17 protein-coding genes are annotated in these 17929 nt (G+C 33.4%); 9 read left to right on the forward strand and 8 right to left on the reverse strand.

Features of this window, described 5'->3' with window-relative positions:
• The first annotated feature begins 7 nt into the window (after positions 1-7).
• On the forward strand, positions 8-586 hold the full coding sequence (locus KMW28_RS11905; protein ID WP_169663228.1) for a hypothetical protein: 579 nt from the start codon (positions 8-10) through the stop codon (positions 584-586).
• Positions 587-777: 191 nt separating this feature from the next.
• Here KMW28_RS11905 and KMW28_RS11910 read toward each other — a convergent pair whose 3' ends face one another.
• Positions 778-1467, reverse strand: a complete 690-nt coding sequence (locus tag KMW28_RS11910; RefSeq protein ID WP_169663227.1) for an SDR family oxidoreductase — start codon at positions 1465-1467, stop codon at positions 778-780.
• 155 nt (positions 1468-1622) lie between these two features.
• On the opposite strand from KMW28_RS11910, the gene KMW28_RS11915 reads away from it, so the two are divergent.
• The 3 genes from KMW28_RS11915 (at position 1623) to KMW28_RS11925 (ending at position 4395) form a co-directional block, all read left to right on the forward strand.
• On the forward strand, positions 1623-2018 hold the full coding sequence (locus tag KMW28_RS11915) for a hypothetical protein (protein ID WP_169663226.1): 396 nt from the start codon (positions 1623-1625) through the stop codon (positions 2016-2018).
• Positions 2019-2136: 118 nt separating this feature from the next.
• Entirely contained in the window at positions 2137-2316 is a 180-nt protein-coding gene (locus tag KMW28_RS11920) for a hypothetical protein (protein WP_066206776.1), read from the forward strand.
• A gap of 108 nt (positions 2317-2424) precedes the next feature.
• Positions 2425-4395, forward strand: coding sequence for a TonB-dependent receptor plug domain-containing protein (locus KMW28_RS11925; protein ID WP_169663225.1), 1971 nt, complete (start codon positions 2425-2427; stop codon positions 4393-4395).
• A 267-nt stretch (positions 4396-4662) separates the two neighbouring features.
• On the opposite strand, the gene KMW28_RS11930 is transcribed toward KMW28_RS11925, so the two are convergent.
• A complete protein-coding gene (locus tag KMW28_RS11930) occupies positions 4663-6522 on the reverse strand; it encodes a DUF349 domain-containing protein (RefSeq protein ID WP_169663224.1) in 1860 nt (619 codons plus the stop codon).
• A gap of 259 nt (positions 6523-6781) precedes the next feature.
• On the opposite strand from KMW28_RS11930, the gene KMW28_RS11935 reads away from it, so the two are divergent.
• Positions 6782-8002 carry an NADH-quinone oxidoreductase subunit D gene (locus KMW28_RS11935; RefSeq protein WP_169663223.1) on the forward strand — a complete coding sequence of 407 codons (1221 nt, stop codon included), beginning with the start codon at positions 6782-6784 and terminating at the stop codon, positions 8000-8002.
• 9 nt (positions 8003-8011) lie between these two features.
• Positions 8012-9274 (forward strand): glycosyltransferase family 4 protein, encoded by a 1263-nt coding sequence (locus tag KMW28_RS11940; protein WP_169663222.1) that lies wholly within the window; start codon positions 8012-8014, stop codon positions 9272-9274.
• Here KMW28_RS11940 and KMW28_RS11945 read toward each other — a convergent pair.
• Positions 9271-9999, reverse strand: coding sequence for a potassium channel family protein (locus KMW28_RS11945; RefSeq protein WP_066206762.1), 729 nt, complete (start codon positions 9997-9999; stop codon positions 9271-9273). The genes KMW28_RS11940 and KMW28_RS11945 overlap by 4 nt on opposite strands.
• 2 nt (positions 10000-10001) lie before the next feature.
• Positions 10002-11678 (reverse strand): TrkH family potassium uptake protein, encoded by a 1677-nt coding sequence (locus KMW28_RS11950; RefSeq protein WP_169663221.1) that lies wholly within the window; start codon positions 11676-11678, stop codon positions 10002-10004.
• Between the two features lie 271 nt (positions 11679-11949).
• Here KMW28_RS11950 and KMW28_RS11955 point away from each other — a divergent pair, with 271 nt between their 5' ends.
• The gene (locus KMW28_RS11955) at positions 11950-12150 is read left to right on the forward strand and encodes a hypothetical protein (protein WP_066206754.1); all 201 of its coding nucleotides are present in this window, start codon (positions 11950-11952) and stop codon (positions 12148-12150) included.
• Here the strand turns inward: KMW28_RS11955 and hemH are convergent.
• The 3 genes from hemH to ychF all read right to left on the reverse strand — a co-directional run bounded on the left by hemH (position 12136) and on the right by ychF (position 15920).
• Positions 12136-13185 carry a ferrochelatase gene (gene hemH, locus KMW28_RS11960; protein WP_240972629.1) on the reverse strand — a complete coding sequence of 350 codons (1050 nt, stop codon included), beginning with the start codon at positions 13183-13185 and terminating at the stop codon, positions 12136-12138. The genes KMW28_RS11955 and hemH overlap by 15 nt on opposite strands.
• A gap of 103 nt (positions 13186-13288) precedes the next feature.
• Positions 13289-14488 carry a hybrid sensor histidine kinase/response regulator gene (locus KMW28_RS11965; RefSeq protein WP_169663219.1) on the reverse strand — a complete coding sequence of 400 codons (1200 nt, stop codon included), beginning with the start codon at positions 14486-14488 and terminating at the stop codon, positions 13289-13291.
• Between the two features lie 331 nt (positions 14489-14819).
• Entirely contained in the window at positions 14820-15920 is a 1101-nt protein-coding gene (gene ychF, locus KMW28_RS11970; protein WP_169663218.1) for a redox-regulated ATPase YchF, read from the reverse strand.
• A gap of 120 nt (positions 15921-16040) precedes the next feature.
• Between ychF and KMW28_RS11975 the strand changes: the two genes are divergently transcribed.
• Both KMW28_RS11975 and KMW28_RS11980 read left to right on the forward strand, forming a co-directional pair.
• Complete coding sequence (locus KMW28_RS11975) at positions 16041-16814, forward strand: O-methyltransferase (RefSeq protein ID WP_169663217.1); 774 nt, start codon at positions 16041-16043, stop codon at positions 16812-16814.
• Between the two features lie 3 nt (positions 16815-16817).
• Positions 16818-17213 carry a phosphoribosyl-AMP cyclohydrolase gene (locus KMW28_RS11980; protein WP_084005760.1) on the forward strand — a complete coding sequence of 132 codons (396 nt, stop codon included), beginning with the start codon at positions 16818-16820 and terminating at the stop codon, positions 17211-17213.
• Here the strand turns inward: KMW28_RS11980 and KMW28_RS11985 are convergent, their stop codons facing one another.
• Positions 17214-17927 carry a hypothetical protein gene (locus tag KMW28_RS11985; protein ID WP_169663216.1) on the reverse strand — a complete coding sequence of 238 codons (714 nt, stop codon included), beginning with the start codon at positions 17925-17927 and terminating at the stop codon, positions 17214-17216. It abuts the gene before it with no gap.
• Positions 17928-17929: the final 2 nt, after the last annotated feature.

A 17929-nucleotide genomic window follows, 5' to 3' on the forward strand; every position in this document is an offset into this window, starting at 1 on the left:
ATTAATAATGAGTATTCAAGATAACTACAGTTTTTTAGAACATATAGCAGACACCACTGAAGTAAACAATATTAGTTTTGATAATTGGCAGCAGCTCAATTCTTCTACGATTATAAGTATGGCTAGAAAATTTCTAATTGAGAAAAATATTCCAGTTAGAAAAATACCCTTAAAAACAATTTATGCCTTCATTACAGACAGTGGTTTAGAAAGTCTCCCTAAGCAACAGCAAAGGTGGGCCATTCTATTTTCAAACGCTGTCACCTACAGAAACCCTTGTAAACAGCATCTTACGTTAGTAAAAATACTAAGGGATGCCTCCTTAGAAGAAATCGAAATCCTTCACTACCTCAAAAAAATATCTTTCATAGAATATGAAACCTCTCGTATTTGGATCAAAATAAAAGGTATTGAACAATGGGCTATAGAAAAACTAGACTGTTCCAGTATAGATATAGAAATCATCCTAGAAAACCTCATGATGAAACGCCTCATAGAAATCTCTAACTCAGGAGAGGAAATGAGGATTGCACCACTTGGAATGCATTTTATATTGGAATGTGAGAAGCCGTTTGGGCTTAGTTAGATAGTGTTTGCAAAGACTTCATTTTTGGACCCATTGATACTATAAAAAATTATTACATTAAATAAAGTAAGAGGTAAAAAGTAAGAAGTAAATATCGACCTTACCTCTTACCTCTTACCTCTTACCTCTTACCTCAACTTAATTTTCAAAGGAAAGAAATCCAACAAGCTTCATAAATACCTCAAACAACATTAAATATCCCCCAACTGCGGTCGAACAATAATGTCTTCTACACAAGCACTGTTAGATAAATTGTAAGCTGAGTAAACAAGGTCAGCGATGTCTAGGGATTTCATAAAACGGTCTTCTGGTAAGTCTACCCCTGCCCAACTAGCAGTAAACGTTGCTCCTGGCATTACAGAAGTCACTTTGATATTATGAGGTTTCATTTCTTCTCTTAAACATTTTGAAAAGCCTAACATGGCATGTTTTGAGATAGCATAAGAACCACCATTAGTATAAGCCATGAAAGAGGCGACAGAAGCGATATTGAAAATATGTCCTTTTTTGTTTTCCATCATTTGATGTACAAAACCTCTTGTGATGTAGTAGGTTGAATACATATTGGTTTGCATCATCATTTCGAAGGCTCCCTCTTCTTCTTCGTAGATAGCACCAGGAACAAATACTCCGGCATTATTTACTAAAATATCAATTGGTTTTTGAAGTGATTTTACTTCTTCTATAAATTTCTGACACTCTTCTTTCTTAGACACATCTGCTTGAAAAATATGGATTTCAGCATATTGCGATAATTGATCTTTTAATTCTTGTAGTGATTCTAAGTTTCTAGCACATACTGCTACGTCTACTCCATCTTTAGCAAATTTTTCTACAATTGCTCTTCCGATTCCTTTTGAACCTCCAGTTACTACGATCATGATTTTATTTAATAAGCGCTAATAAAACGAATTATTGTTTGATATCAACTAATATTTTGAAAACAATTTTCTAATTTTGTATTGTATCAAACAAACGGTTAACCTTTTGATTTGAAACAATTTAAATATTACCTAATTATCAATCGAACTAATCTATGAAACATCTATTATCAATCATACTATTCTGCCTATTTTCTCAGATTGTAGTAGGACAAAATAATATACATGTCTCATCAAATGTTCTTCAGGAGAACAACGTAAAGTCATCAATGTTTTCAGGTCAACTGAAAAATAAGATCAAAAAACTATTTTCAAATCAAGAATTAGAAACTGAGGTAGTCGCATCTTCAGACAAACAATTATTTGATTTGGTTGATCATTTCAATCAAAATCTATCTTATAATTCTGAAGACACCTTCAGAGCAATTCGTCTCATGGAGATAAATCATCAAAATCAAAGTACTATTGATGTGAAAACGGATGATGATAATCAATTAAATATGGGAATGATTTTCAACGTTTTGAGACAAAAAATATATTCGATGAAATAATCGGAACATTAACAATCATTACCTACCTCTTTTACTTGAACCTATTTTAATGATGCCTAAATTTGCATTATCAACATAGGGTTAACGCTTACATCTAAAGCAAAATCTTAAAAAGAGAATGATTTATTTTAAACGATGGTCAAGAAAAGGGTATTCAATTTTTAACACCTTGAAAAAGGTGGTAAAAATCTGTGTCGTTAAAAAAACGGTACAACTCACTCCTTGTGTCATCGAAAATCATCCAAGAATAATGTTCATCGGACTTCAAAAAGACGATGATGACCCTTTGATTGACTAACTTTCTACATTCCTTTTTTATTAGTAGACTGTCTCCTTTATTCCTCAAAGTGAGACCTACTCATTTTATTTATTTCACATATTTTTTTCGGATATCCTATCCACAATTATGAAAACATTTTTACAGTTTCACTGTTCATTCATTTTCGTACTTTTGAGTCTTGTGGGCTACGCACAAGAATCAGATTCTACTAAATTATCAGAATATTATCTAGACGAGGTTACCATTAATTCGGGTCGTGTACCTCAAACATTTTCTGAACAAGCAAGAATAGTTACTTACATTCCTCAAGAAGAACTACAGGCGATGCCTGCTCAAAGTTTTGATCAAGTTTTAGGGTATGTTGCAGGTGTTGACATGCGTTCTAGGGGCCCTATGGGGGTTCAAGGAGATGTAAGTATTCGTGGTGGTTCATTTGATCAGTCGTTAATTCTTTTGAACGGAATCAATATGAACAACCCACAAACGGGTCACTTAAATTTATTCCTTCCTGTAGATCTTGAAGCCGCTTATGCTGTTGAAGTTTTAGAAGGTCCTGCTTCTAGAGTCTTTGGTGCTAACGCTTTTACCGGAGCGATTAATGTACAAACCAAACCACTTGATAAAAATAATATCTATGCACATGTAATGGCAGGTGAATATGGCTTACAAAAATATACCGGTAGAGTTAACCTTACTTCGGGTAAAACAAGACACCTTATTACTGGTTCATACAAGAAAAGTGATGGATACATCGATAATACAGACTTTGAAGATGTTACTTTCTATTACCACGGTAGCTACGATGTAAAGCAGGGTACTTTTGACTTAACTGCTGGTATATCTGATAAAGGATTTGGAGCTAATTCATTTTACACTCCGTTATACCCTAATCAGTACGAAAGAAATAAATTATATCATGGCTCTTTAAGATTTACGAATAATGGTAAAATTAAAGTAAGCCCAACAGTATATTGGAATAGAACCTACGATAGATTTGAATTGTATAGAGATAATCCTGCAAGTTGGTATACGAACCATAACTACCATCAAATGGATGCCATGGGCTTTAATCTGAATACCATCATCCCATCTAAATTTGGTAAAACTTCTATTGGTTTTGATGCCCGTTACGAAGGTATCTTAAGTAATGTATTGGGTGAAGATCTTGATGACCCCGTTTCTATTGATGGTGTAGATAATACTGCATATACAAAAGGGAAAGATCGTTTTAACTACTCTTTATTTCTTGAGCATAATGTTGTTTGGAAAAAATTTACAGCTTCTGCTGGTTTAATGTTTAACTACAATACTCAGTTAGCAGAATCTAGCGATGGATTTGATGTCTTCCCTGGTTTAGATATCTCTTATGCGTTAAATGAATCAGTTAGATTATTTGGTACAGCAAACACTGCAATGCGTATCCCAACCTATACTGATTTATATTATCAAGGTCCTACTAATATTGGTAACCCTGATCTAAAAGAAGAAAGAGCAACTACCTATGAAGCGGGTGCTAAATTAGACCGTAAATGGATTCATGCAAGTGCTTCTTACTTCATTAGATATGGTAAAAATATTATTGATTGGGTGAAATACCCTTCTGAAGATAAATGGCAAGCTCAAAACTTGACAGAATTAAATACACAAGGTATTACTTTAAATACTGTATTTAATTTCGAGCAAGTATTGGGCAAACAATCAACGTTAAAATCAGTTACTGTTAATTACTTAGGATTGAAAGTGGATAAGTCTGCTGCCGATTCATTGGTGTCTAATTATGCTTTAGACCATCTTAACCATAAAGTGACTGTAGGTATCAAACATAAAGTATTCTTAGATAATCTGATTGCCGATTGGAAATTAGTATACCAAGATAGAAATGGTAGTTATACTGCTTACGATGCAGATTTCAACCCATCAGAAACAGAATACAAACCATTTACTACTGTAGATTTAAGATTAAGTTATCAGTACAAAATGATGTATTTCTATACAGAAGCATCAAATATCTTCAACCAAGAATATTATGATTTTGGAAATATTCCTCAACCTGGAAGATGGTTTAGAGCTGGTATTAAAATGAATCTAGATTTATAAAAACAAAAATCACCTCTTTGTCATTAACAAAGAGGTGATCTATTTAACTCTCTTAATATCTTATTATCTACTAAGCGCATTCATCTAACTTATAATAAATCAAACGCTTACGAAAATATTTTGTTTCAACTCAAACATTTAAAAAATCTTAAATTGTTTGATATCGAATTAACACATCAGGTGATATCTTTCATTTAGGTATTAGAAATACATAAAAAAGCCCTACTAAAAAATTAGTAAGGCTTCCTTAATTTTATATCAAAATGATTAATCTTCGATAGATTGAATCACTCTTAATTGATCTTTCAACTTCTTCAACTCCGCTTTAGAAGCTTCGATTTTCTCGTTATACTCTGATAATAATTTATCAGCAGTTTTAGAGTTAGCGAAGAAAGCCAAGTTGTTTTGCCAAAGTGCAATATCGTCTTCATGAGTTTTAATCTTGTTTCTGATATTTTGCTCTTGGTTTCTGAACTTTCTACCACCTGAAGGAATCTTGTTAAAGATACCTGCTAAAGCTTGAAGTTTACCTTTCTCGTCTAATTCTTCTGCAGTGGCTACAAATGCTTCAACAGCTGCTACGAATTTATCAACGATAGCATCTTTCTCTTTTCTTGGAACAAATCCGATAGCAAAGAATGCTTCAGTTTTCTCATCAAGAAGAGTTTGATCGAATTTCGTCTTATCCTCAGTTAGTTTATTTAACTCAAGAATAATTTCTTCCTTCTTGTTAAGATTCTCAGCATATTCTTTGTTCTCTTCGTTTCTCTTGTTTCTCTTTCTTTCGAAGAAAGCATCACAAGCTGCTTTGAACTCAGCATATACAGAATCTCTGAATTTCTCTGGAACTGGACCGATGGACTTCCACTCTTTTTGTAAAGCGATTAAAGCGTCAGCTGTTGCATTCCAATCAGAACTTTCTTTTAGCTTTTCTGCTTTTGCTACTAGAACTTTCTTCTTCTCTAAGTTTTCAGCTCTTTGTGCTTCTAATACTTCGAAGAATTTGTTTTTGTTAGCGAAGAATTGCTTAAAGTTTGCCCAGAATTGTTTGTTGATTCCTGAAGCTACTTCTCTTGGAACAGGACCAATTGCTTCCCACTCCTTTTGAACAGCTAACAAACTTTTTGTTTCCTCATTCCACTCTTTGATTCTATCTGTATCAAAAGTTGAGAATGGCTCCACTTTAAGACATAATGCTTGCTTAAGTTTCATGTTTTGATCCAACACTTGCTTAAACTCTTCTGCATATTGTCTTTTCTTTTCGTAGATCTTATCCGAAATCTCTTTGAAAGCGTTCCAGATAGAGTCTCTATCGTCTTTAGGAACTGGACCGATTGATCTAAATTCCTCGTGCAAGTTGTTTAATAATACAACTGCTTCTGAAATGTTCTCCACTTCTAAAAGTTTCTCAGCTCTTTCGATAAGTGCTTTTTTCGCTTTTAGATTGTGTTGTCTGTCCAATTCTTTTAATTCAAACTCAATAGACATTTGGTCGTAGAAACGATCCAATAATGCACCATAAGTTTTGTATATTTCATCAGCATATTGCTGTGGAACTGCGCCAGTTGCTTTCCAATCTTTCTGAAGATCTTTCACTTTTGACATCACACCTTTATCGTCAGTGCTTTCAATAAGTTCTTTTACCTGATTGATGATGGCTCTTTTCTTCTTCAGGTTATCTTCTCTCATTTTCTGCATTTGCTCGAAATGCTGACGTCTTGCATTCTTGATAGCATAAAAAGCATCGTTGAATGATTTGATATCTGCATTATGGTATTCGAAACCGTCTGTGTTACCATTCGCTTCTAAATACTCTGCCTTTGCAGCTGCTTCCTCCTCTTTTACGATTGGATCAAAAGCTTCTTTGATTTTCTTAGAAATCTTTTCTGCTTTTACGACATCAGAAGAGTTCACAATCTTCTTGATCTCGTCTAATAATTCTTGTTTTCCGAATCCAGTAAAGTCTTTGTCTTCCTGTAATTCTTCTTCCACTGAAGTGGCTTCATCATCACCGAAGTCTGCTACATCCTCCATGTCTGCTACATCCTCGATCTGTGAAGTTGTTTCCTCTGTCAAATTTTGCTCGTTTAACTCATTTGATTGAGTTTCGTCTTGTGGTGTTCCCATCTTAAAAAACGATTTAAAGTGCGTCAAAAATGTTACTACTACCCATTTCGAAAAAAATGAAATGGCCCTAGGCATGACTTTTCACAAAGTCATTTAAGTCATGAGCAAAAATAGTCTTATTTTCTTATCATTAATAACTAAACTAAGGTTTTGGGCTATTTTTAGTTCTTTTTTTTTCATCTTTGTAATCAGTTTTTATTTTTCAATGATTATTAACGACTTTTGTTAATAATTCTTTTTGACAAACAGCTATTTTTTGATGGAGAAAAGACAAGTTCAATATCAATATGATGAAAACCATTTAGTAAATTCATCTCGTAACTTTTACAATATAGATAACCTTCGTACAGAGGAGATGGTCCTTAATATAGGCCCGCATCACCCTGCTACGCATGGTGTATTAAGAGTAGAAGTATTAACCGATGGTGAATATGTAGTAGATCTTACTCCTCATTTAGGCTATTTGCACAGATGTTTCGAAAAACATGCTGAGAATTTAAGTTTTCAGCAAATCATTCCTTACATCGATAGAATGGATTATGTAGCTTCTATGAACTCTGAGCATATTTATGCAATGGGTGTAGAACATATGCTGGGTATTACTGATAAAATTCCAAAAAGAGTGGAATATATCAGAGTTTTGGTGGCCGAATTGAACAGAATAGCTTCTCACTTTATTGCGGTAAGTACTTATGTTTTGGACACCGGTGCCACTACTCCTTTCTTGTGGATGATGCGTGATAGAGAACACATTCTAAGACTTCTAGAATGGGTTTCTGGTGCTCGAATGCTTTATAATTATATCTGGATTGGAGGTTTATATTATGATTTACCTGTTGGTTTTGAAGAGAAATGTTTAGAATTCATCACCTACCTCAAACCTAAACTCGTTGAGTTTAGAGAAATGGTGATCAACAATAAAATCTTTGTAGAAAGAACGGCAAATGTTGGGGTTTTACCTTTAAGCACAGCACTTGATTATGCCACTTCAGGACCGGTTCTTAGAGGATCTGGATTAGCACATGATTTAAGAAGAGTAGATGCTTATTCAGCATACCCTGAATTAGACTTTGATATTCCTGTAGGCAAAGGAATTATGGGCTCCGTAGGTGATTGTTGGGACAGAACATATGTTCGTGTTGAAGAGTGTTTTGAGTCTATCAAAATCATTGAACAATGTATTGGTAAGCTTCAAAAAGAACATAAAAGAGATAGAAATTTTGATCCTCAAGCTTTTGTACCTAAGAAAATTAGACCAAAAGCAATGGATTATTATGCAAGAGCTGAAGGCCCTAAAGGGGAACTTGGATTTTTTATGCGTACCAACGGAAAATCTGATATCCCTGAACGACTTAAAGCAAGATCATGTTGTTTTTGTAACTTAAGTGTTTTACCAGAGTTAGGTAAAGGCAACCTATTATCTGATCTTATTGTGATCATGGGGTCGATTGATATTATTATGGGGGAAGTAGATCGCTAGGAAGATTTAATGACGTATTATACAGAGAACATACAAGAAACATTACAGAATACCTTAGGGAAAACATCAAAAAACATCGGAATAGTAACACATTGCTTTCCGCCGGATTTTGGTGCTGCCCCTCATCAATTTGAATTCTTAGCTCAAAGTTTTTCCAAAAAAGGAAATAAAGTGACTGTATTTACCTCTCACCCTTATTACCCTACTGGAAAAATTACCCTCAAAGACTTTTTTACTTGGAAAAGAACTTCTAAAAAGAAGAACATTACAGTAATTAGGCATTGGTTATTGCCTTCTCAGAAGAACAATATGTTCCTTCGTCTTATCAGTATGTTTAGTATGCTATTTAGTATGCTCACTTCATTAAGAGAGGTGAAAAAGCAAAAATTAGATATTTTACTCATACAAACCCCCCCAATTACATTGCCTATTTTTGGTATCCTTGCCAAAAAACTTTACGGTGTAAATGTAGTGCTAAATGTAAGTGATTTATGGCCCCAAGCGATGGTTGACATTAATGGTTTATCGAAATCATCAGTTGCTTATAAAGTATTGCATTGGTTAGAAAAATTCTATTACAAAAAAGCAGATGCTTTAGTAACACAATCGAAAGAATCACAAGAATACATCAAAGATTTAGGGTTTGATTTACCTCATATCTACCGAATTGGCACAAATACTAAACAATTCCGTCAGAAAACTGATTTTAATTCATCCGAAAAAATCAAAGTAGTCTATATGGGTGTTTTAGGGGTAGCACATGGTATCTCAAAATTAATTAAGGAAATAGCGTTTGATGATTTAAATATTGAATTACATATTTTTGGAGATGGTGTGGATTATAAAAATATCCAATCTATCATCAAGAAGAAGCAATTAAATAATGTGTTTCTAAACAGAGCCATCGATTATCATTTAGTACCTCAAACACTAAGACAATTTGATATTGCTTTAATATCTCAGATCAATTATGTGAAAGGTACCCTGCCTGCAAAATTGTATGAAAGCATGAGTGTTGGCTTACCTATCATCTATCATGGAGAAGGTGAAGGTGCAGAAATCGTAAAGTACTTTAACTGTGGATGGACTTCTAATCCATCAGACTATGATGCTTTGACGAAAAACTTCTCTCTAATTCATCAATTAAAAACACATGAATTAAAAGAAAAAGGCCAAAATGCCCGAACTGCATGTATCGAACATTTTGACCTCCATCAACAATTTGATCAATTAGATCATTTATTATCTAGCATTGTAGTTCAAAAGGCTTAGCCTTCTACCATACTTACAACGTGTTTAATTCTTTCTTTACCTCCAGCGATCACTAGTGTATGTCTATCTGTTAATGTAATATCTCTAAAATCTTGGATATAAATCTTTTCTTCTCCTTCTAAATGACAAGTAGAAGAATTTTCTTTTAAACAGATGACAGAAACGTGCATGGTATCACGGAATCTTAACTTTCTAACACTCTCCCCTATAAACGATTTTGGCAACTTCATCTCACTAATAAAAACCCCTGGAGCTACCTCGTCAATAGTCAAAGCTTTTTTATTAAGCAATTCCAAAGCAAATCTTTTTCCTTCCTGCTTTTCAGGGAAAATCACTTTAGTAATTCCCATTTTATTGAGGACTCTAGCATGCATATCACGAGTCGCACGTGCATAAATCTCATGAACCCCTATTTCCTTTAAAGCCTCAATAGTTAATAGTTTTGTTTCGAAATTCTGTCCATGTGATAAAATCACAGCATCCGTTTCTTTAATATGTTTTCTCAAGGCCATTGGGTTTGTTGTATCGGTTTCATACAAATATTCAAAACCCATTTCTCTTAACCTCTTTAAAGTAATCAAAGAATCTCTTGACTCTTTCATACTATCAAATTGATTATGCAGAACGATCAATAAATCTTCGTTATTGTCGCGGAGTGCTTTTGCAATTTCGACACCGAAAGCACCCATTCCAATTAATACAAATCTTTTATTTACTTTTTTCATATCTAACCAACTAAGATAGAGGATTCAGGATAACGGTATTCGTAATTTTCTTCATCCTCACCTAATAAAGAAACTAGAGTAAATAACCCAATTTTGCCACTAAACATCACAAAGGATATGGTTAATTTACCGACAACAGTTAAATCTGCAGTTATTCCTCTAGAAAGTCCTACTGTACCTAACGCAGAAAAGAACTCAAAGGTGATGTCTCTTAGGTCTAAATGTGTTTCTGACATCGTTAATATAAATAAACAGACAAAAGAGATCAATATAGACACCATAAATGCTATAACCGCCCTTCTAATACTTGCCTCTTGTACTGTATTCCATCCTATATTTACTGTTGACTTTCCTCTAACTTGTGCCCAAAAATAGGTAAATAATAAAGCCACAGTGGTCACTTTTATACCCCCAGCTGTTGAGTTCGGTGCACCACCTATATACATCAATAAGATCATCATCATTACAGAAGCTGATGATAAATCTCCAATTTCAACCACTGAAAAACCTGCAGTTCTACAAGTGACACTTGTAAATAGTGTTTGCAATAAAATATCGCCACCACTTTTTTCCATCCAATAATCATAATCGGTGATAAAGATGCCTATTGTGCCCACTACAATCAAAATAGCAGTCATTTGTAAGGATAATCTAGATTGTAATGAGAAATGTTTTCTATGCTTATTTCGTCGACTAACAATTTCTCTGTAAGTCCTAAATCCCAAACCTCCAACAATAATCAATATCATGACAATGGAAGAAGAAAACCAATCGGTTGCGAATGCTGTTCCTTGTAATCCTTCTGGAAAAATTGAAAAACCTGCATTACAAAAAGCAGATATGGAATGAAAAACAGAAGCGAATATGCGTTCTGAGGTGGTTAAATCAAGTTCTAACCATGAAAAGTATAAACCAATTGCACCGAATAATTCAATAGTAAATGTTATTCCAACGATCCCTTTTAATATTCTGGCCGACGAACTTATGTTTTCAGACTCCATCATATCCTGAATGATCATCTCTTCCTTAGTTTTCACTCCTTTTTGGATAGATAAAGCTATAAATGTAGTTAAGGTTACGATACCTAAACCTCCTATTTGAAACAATACCATCAATATAATTTGCCCTCTTAATGTCAACACCTCTGACACATTAAATGGTGCTAAACCTGTTACACAAACAGCAGAAGTAGTAGTAAATAATGCGTCGACCCAAGATATTGTAGTAGTCGTAGATGTTGGAAGCATCAATAAGGAGGTACCAATAATAATAATGGCTATTAATGATCCGAAAATCATAGCTGTACTATTTGCAGTAAAGAATAACCAATAGTTTCTATTGTTGGAAAATGATACCAATGAGGCCATAATCATGGCCACCTGAACAATAACTGTATATGCCTCCCACCCTTCATTATCCGTATTTAGCTCAATATCATGAAGGAAAATTATTCTATATCCAATAATGAAAATGAAAAGTGCTAAAAAGAAAATATCAATAATGTATTCCCTGTAGTCTATATCCTTTCTCCTAACATTAATCAGTTTAACAATAATCAATACAGAATAGGTTGTTGCAAGCCACCTGTCGTAACGTATAAAATGAAATAAGTCTGCTTCTTCGTGATAAAACCCTTGTGTATAAACGAGGCTGAATAAGGCTAAAACTCCTAAAATCATTTCGAATATTGGTAATTTTTTTTCAATCCAATTATGAAAATGAAACTGCCAATTTTTACGATTTGTGATTATGTTATGATAAAGCGTTAAAAACAGCTTAAGGATTTTAAATTTAGTTTTATCAGGCATATAAAATTATTCTTTTACCCAAAACCTTATGTAATACTTGTCAATTTAGAAATATTAATTGTCTGTAATTAACGTAAGGCTTTCAATAGCGTTTGCGTATTATAAGTTACACCCGAATAATTTAATAACCTACAATACAATCATGACAAAATTAGTAATCTCAATCGAAAATGAGAAAAATGCGTCTTTGGTAAAGGATTTATTAAAAGACTTATCGTTTATAGAAAGTATCGACGAATTAAAAGAAAAGGTGGATACAGAAAACGTCCTCAAGCATCTTGAAGACATCAAGAAACAAAAGGACGTTAATATATCGGTTCAGTGGAAATCAATAAGTGTTTAATTCTTCCACTTGACTCTCATTACCTTTTACTAAGTCGGATAAACAATCTATCCATTGTGGATGATCATTTAAACTTTCTACAAGTTGCCAGTGTTCACCGCCATTTTCTTCGAAAATCTCTTTGTATTCTTCCCCTACTTCAACAGTAGTTTCTAGACAATCGGCCACAAATGCTGGTGAAAAAGCTAAAACACTTTTTTTGTTTTGCTTGCCTAGATCAATAATTACATCTTCAGTATAAGGTTGGATCCAAGGATCTTTACCTAATCTAGATTGGAAACAAACACTGTAGTTTTTCTTATCCAACTTCATTTCTGCTGCAATTAGATCTGCCGTCTCAAAACATGCCGATCGGTAACAGAATGTGTTTTTCCCATACATTTTATTGACACAAGCCGTTTCACCATTTGCTTTACAACAAGTTGAAATACCTGCTTTTACAATTTGACGTTGAGGTAATCCATGGAAACTAAAGATAACATGATCGTATGTTCTTTCTCTCATGTATTTGTTTCCAAGTTCAGCAAATGTTTTAATAAAAAGAGGATGTCTATGGTAATGTTGAACAAATGATACATCAGGTACGATTTGCCAATTTTTCACCAATTCCATTACCTTCTGCATTACAGACCCCGTAGTTGCTGATGCATATTGAGGGAATAATGGTAATACCACAATCTCTTTTACTCCTTGCTGTCTTAGTTCGAATAAAGCACTTTCTATAGATGGGCTTTGATACCTCATACCAAGAGCAACCGCGTATTCTTGACCTAATTTTTCTTGAAGTAATTTCTTACATTCTAAACCATATAATAAAAGTGGCGAACCTTTATCGGTCCATACTTTTTCGTATTCTTTGGCTGATTTGGGTGCTCTAAATGGAGCGATAATTAAATTTACTAATGGCCACCTTTTGTAAAAAGGGATATCAATCACCCTTTCGTCCATTAAAAATTCTCTTAAGTATTTTCGTACATCAGGTGTTTTTTGACTATCAGGTGTACCAAGGTTTACTAGTAAGACTCCTTTCTTCATAATTAAATTGTTTTCAATGAAACTCATTGAAAATGGAATTGTTCATATGTTGTACAAAAAAGAATCTTTACCTGTATAGATAAAGATTCCTTTTTTTAATTATTTATTGCTCTTTTTTGAAGGAGACAATAAAGTCTGCTCCATTTCCGACTTCGGATTCACACCAAACTTTACCTTCCATATCTTCTACCATCTTTTTAACAATAGATAATCCAAGGCCGGTGCTATGTTCTCCTCCTGTAGGTCTAGCAGATAATTTTTGGAATCGTCCAAATAGTTTTTTCTTATCATTTTCATTCAAACCAGGACCTTCATCCTTTACATGAACTTCATAATAGTCCTCGTTGGGTTGAATAGAAATAAAAATATTTTTATTCTCAGAAGAAAACTTCACTGCGTTTGAAATCAAATTCTGCAAGACTTGTCCAAAATATATTTCATCCACTTTTGCTATTTGATTTTCACCAACTTCAACAGATAATGTTATATTTTTCTTTTGAGCTGTTAATTCAAACCTTTCTGCAGCATCTTTTACTAATGTAGATAAATTATGTGGTTTGATATTTAAATTCGCATCTTTTGAATCCAATGCATTTAAATCCAATATTTGACTGATTAACTCTTCTTGTTTTTTAATAGAAGTTTGAATCAATTCTACATATTCTTTCTGCTCAGAAGTAAAGGTCTCCATATCGAATTTCATCAATTCGATTAAACCATCAATCTGACTTAAAGGAGATTTCAAGTCATGAGCAACAATACCAATTAAATGATTTTTCTCTCCATCTAATTCTATCAATTCCTCATTTTGACGTTGTAAAGCTTTGGTTCTTTTTCTCACCTTCTCTTCCAAATGCTCGTTAGCCTCTTGAAGTGACGAGAAAAGACGTCTATTTTCAACTTTTAAATTGTAAGCTTCAATTGCATTATCGATAGTTACCATCAATTCATCTCTATTCCAAGGCTTAGTGATGTATCTGTAAACCTCACCTTTAGAGATAGCATTGATAATATCCTGAACATCACTATATCCAGTCAAAACAATACGCATAATATCAGGGTATAGACCTCTTACTTTTTCGAAGAGTTCCACACCTGTCATTTTAGGCATTCTCTGATCAGAAATAACAACACTGATGTTCTCATTTTCTTCTTTAAGTATTTCTAAAGCTTCGTCCCCACTGTTTGCAATAAGTACCTTGTAGACCTTACGGAAACCTGCTTTGAATGACACTAGGTTTTGTTGTTCATCATCTACGTATAGTACTGTAGGCTTTTCTTTCTTTGCTTGAACACTGTCCATTTATCAATAACTTCTTTTGGTATAGACTATCAATCCACGAAATTACAAAGTAAATAGATGTAAATCGAATAATGAACCAATTATTTTTGGTTTTAGTAGTCATAAAAACAAGGTATTTTAATTCAATTAAAAATCCTTGTTTGTATAAGGGTATTCTGGATTAATAGATAAATTTTTAACTATCTTTTTTTCAGACAGTTAAATAAGTATGAGCGTTTGTCTTGAAAAAGAAAAGAATTTCTTATCATTTTGTATTGTACAATCGAGAGATGGAATAAAATCTCAACTGTGGCAATTCAAATAATAAGAAATTCTCTGATTTATTTAGAAATTATACGTTAAAACGGAAATGCATTACATCTCCATCTTCTACGATATATTCTTTACCTTCTACAGATAATTTACCCGCTTCTTTACAAGCTAATTCAGATTTATACTCAACGTAATCTGCAAAATGAATTACTTCTGCACGAATAAATCCTTTTTCGAAATCTGTATGAATTACTCCAGCTGCTTGAGGAGCTTTCCATCCTTTACGGATAGTCCAAGCTCTTACTTCTTTAACACCTGCAGTAAAGTAAGTGATAAGATCAAGTAAATCATATGAAGCACGAATAAGACGATCCAAACCTGACTCCTCTAAACCATACTCACCAAGGAACATTTCTTTTTCCTCTTCATCTTCCAAACCTGAGATTTGCTCTTCGATAGCTGCACAAACTTTAATAAGTTGTGCATTTTCGTTCTCTGCAATTGCACGCATTTTGTTTACCAACTCGTTATCCTCGTTGATACCCTCTTCGTCTACATTGGCAAGGTAGATTACAGGTTTAGCAGTCAATAATAAAAGATCTTTTACTTCTTCCCACTCGTCCTCAGTTCCATCAAAAGATCTTGCATTTTCACCTGATTCTAAGTGTGCTTTAAATCTTTCTAAAGCAGCAACTGTCTTCTTGGCTTCAGCATTACCTGTTTTCGCCATTTTTACAGTTTTCTGAAGTTTTTTATCGATAGACTCCAAATCTTTCAATTGAAGCTCCATATCGATCACTGCTTTATCCTCTTCTGGGTCTACTTTACCTGCAACGTGAACGATATTTTGATCATCAAAACATCTAACCACATGAATAATGGCATCTACTTCACGAATGTTTGCTAGGAATTGGTTACCTAAACCTTCACCTTTACTTGCACCTTTTACTAAGCCTGCGATATCCACAAATTCAATCACTGTAGGGATTGACTTTTGAGGATTAACTAATTTTTCTAATTCTTTCATCCTTGGGTCTGGTACAGTAACTACACCAACGTTAGGATCGATCGTACAGAATGGAAAATTCGCAGATTCAGCATTTTCTGCACTTGTCAAAGCATTAAAAAGAGTTGATTTCCCAACGTTAGGTAAACCAACAATTCCACATTTTAAACCCATTTATATAACAATTCTTGTTTCAGAAGATTATTTCTTTGTTGATATTTGCGAAGAAGTTCGCATTTTATCCGCGCAAAGATAAGGACTAACGCGGAATAATGAACTATTAAATTAGACTATATGCAAGTTTTAGACTATCTAAAATATAAATATCAAGCTGGAAATGCTCATGGATTGCATTCTCCTTTCGTGTATCACCTTTATACTCAGATTATTGAGCCTGATAAAAGGTATTATATCTTTGATCAAATAGAGAAAGAGAGGCAACATTTGTTAGCAAATAAAGAAATTATAAATGTAACCGATTTTGGAGCTGGATCTAAGAAAAGCAATTCCAACTCAAGGTCTATTCAGTCAATCGCTAAATATTCCCTTTGTTCTGAAAGGACAGGAAGATTTTTATTTGAATTAGTACATCAATATAAATACAAAAAAATTATTGAGCTTGGTACAAGTTTAGGTGTATCAACTTGTTATTTAGGAAGCAGCACTAAAGATCTTCAATTAGTTACTGTTGAGGGTTGTCCTGAAATCGCTAAAATAGCTCAATCTATTTTCAAAACACTTCAATTAGATACTATTACATCTATCATTGGAAATATTGATGATTGCTTAAAAGGACAATTAGAAAAATTAGAATCTGTTGATATGGTTTATTTTGATGCTAACCACACGTACAATTCGACTCTTAAATATTTCGAGATGTGCCTTCCGTATATTCATGAAAATACACTTTTTGTTTTTGATGACATCTATTGGTCAAATGAAATGAAAAAGGCATGGAAAGAAATTTCTGAACACGAAAGTGTTGGTATAAGTATTGATCTTTATGACTTAGGGTTGTGCTTTTTTAGAAAAAAACAACCAAAACAACATTTCACCCTACAATTTTAAGTGATGAATAAGTTAGAATTAGAAGAAGGAAAAGAATTAAATATTCAATTTGATAAAAGAGGTGGGCTTGTGCCTGTGATTGTTCAAGATATTGATTCTATGGAAATTTTAATGCAAGGTTGGGGAAATGAAGCCTCATTAAAAATGACCTTAGAAAAAGGTATGGCTACTTTTTGGAGTACCTCTAGAAATGAACTTTGGACCAAAGGAGAAACATCTGGAGATTACTTAAAAATGGTTGATATACTCACTGACTGTGATCAAGATGTACTTTTATATAAAGTAAAAATGATGGGCAATGGTGCTTGCCATACAAAAAATAAAGAAGGCAACGCTCGAAAATCTTGCTTTTACAGAGTAGTTGATTCAAAGAATGAATTAGAAAAAATAGAAGAATAGTTACTTCTTCAGCTTTTGGTATTGTAAAGGTATATGAAAATTAAAGTTTAAGCTAAACACGTTATCGTATCCTTTTACAGTACCAAAATCAGATATATTATCCAGATAATCTGTAAATGGATTGTAGAATGTTCCACTCAATCCAATCCCAAAGTTTGTTGGAAAATAATACATTAACCCAAACCTTGTTGGTAAAGACAAGGTAAACTTAGAGTACGTCTCACTTTCGTTTCTTGTTTGGTAATACCCTCTAGAATTATCAGATATATTTTCAAAATAAGATTCCCCATTTTCATCTAGTGGATCAAAATAAAAGACACCTAACCCTTGAGCTAAATATAGTTTTATATTTTTCTTATTGATGATATAAAACATATAGGACAATGAAAAATTCAATGTTTGAGATTGAAAATAATTGTTCGGAATAGGTTCTTGAATTGGAGGGACATAATCTTTTCCTCGTAATCTACTTGCTTGAACATATAGATATGTAAAATCTAGTCTTAGGTTCCCTCTTCTTGGTTTGTTGTATATAAAAGCTAAGTTGATGCCCCCATTTATCTGATTAAAACTCCCTAAATCACCTCTATATGAATTTATTAAGGGACTAATCTCAAGATATTTCTTGGGAGTTGGAATTTCAAAATCCTGCCCAAAACAAGAGCAAGTCAACAAAACTAATAGTAGTACTTTATTATATATTTTCTTAATCATAG

The organism is Flammeovirga yaeyamensis (genome assembly GCF_018736045.1).
GTDB lineage: Bacteria > Bacteroidota > Bacteroidia > Cytophagales > Flammeovirgaceae > Flammeovirga > Flammeovirga yaeyamensis.

What these genes read in the sequence shown, in the direction of transcription:
- KMW28_RS11905 (WP_169663228.1), top strand. Translation starts at nt 8, where the DNA reads ATGAGTATTCAAGATAACTACAGTTTTTTAGAACATATAGCAGACACC.
- KMW28_RS11910 (WP_169663227.1), bottom strand. Translation starts at nt 1,467, where the DNA reads ATGATCGTAGTAACTGGAGGTTCAAAAGGAATCGGAAGAGCAATTGTA.
- KMW28_RS11915 (WP_169663226.1), top strand. Translation starts at nt 1,623, where the DNA reads ATGAAACATCTATTATCAATCATACTATTCTGCCTATTTTCTCAGATT.
- KMW28_RS11920 (WP_066206776.1), top strand. Translation starts at nt 2,137, where the DNA reads ATGATTTATTTTAAACGATGGTCAAGAAAAGGGTATTCAATTTTTAAC.
- KMW28_RS11925 (WP_169663225.1), top strand. Translation starts at nt 2,425, where the DNA reads ATGAAAACATTTTTACAGTTTCACTGTTCATTCATTTTCGTACTTTTG.
- KMW28_RS11930 (WP_169663224.1), bottom strand. Translation starts at nt 6,522, where the DNA reads ATGGGAACACCACAAGACGAAACTCAATCAAATGAGTTAAACGAGCAA.
- KMW28_RS11935 (WP_169663223.1), top strand. Translation starts at nt 6,782, where the DNA reads ATGGAGAAAAGACAAGTTCAATATCAATATGATGAAAACCATTTAGTA.
- KMW28_RS11940 (WP_169663222.1), top strand. Translation starts at nt 8,012, where the DNA reads ATGACGTATTATACAGAGAACATACAAGAAACATTACAGAATACCTTA.
- KMW28_RS11945 (WP_066206762.1), bottom strand. Translation starts at nt 9,999, where the DNA reads ATGAAAAAAGTAAATAAAAGATTTGTATTAATTGGAATGGGTGCTTTC.
- KMW28_RS11950 (WP_169663221.1), bottom strand. Translation starts at nt 11,678, where the DNA reads ATGATTTTAGGAGTTTTAGCCTTATTCAGCCTCGTTTATACACAAGGG.
- KMW28_RS11955 (WP_066206754.1), top strand. Translation starts at nt 11,950, where the DNA reads ATGACAAAATTAGTAATCTCAATCGAAAATGAGAAAAATGCGTCTTTG.
- hemH (WP_240972629.1), bottom strand. Translation starts at nt 13,185, where the DNA reads ATGAAGAAAGGAGTCTTACTAGTAAACCTTGGTACACCTGATAGTCAA.
- KMW28_RS11965 (WP_169663219.1), bottom strand. Translation starts at nt 14,488, where the DNA reads ATGGACAGTGTTCAAGCAAAGAAAGAAAAGCCTACAGTACTATACGTA.
- ychF (WP_169663218.1), bottom strand. Translation starts at nt 15,920, where the DNA reads ATGGGTTTAAAATGTGGAATTGTTGGTTTACCTAACGTTGGGAAATCA.
- KMW28_RS11975 (WP_169663217.1), top strand. Translation starts at nt 16,041, where the DNA reads ATGCAAGTTTTAGACTATCTAAAATATAAATATCAAGCTGGAAATGCT.
- KMW28_RS11980 (WP_084005760.1), top strand. Translation starts at nt 16,818, where the DNA reads ATGAATAAGTTAGAATTAGAAGAAGGAAAAGAATTAAATATTCAATTT.
- KMW28_RS11985 (WP_169663216.1), bottom strand. Translation starts at nt 17,927, where the DNA reads ATGATTAAGAAAATATATAATAAAGTACTACTATTAGTTTTGTTGACT.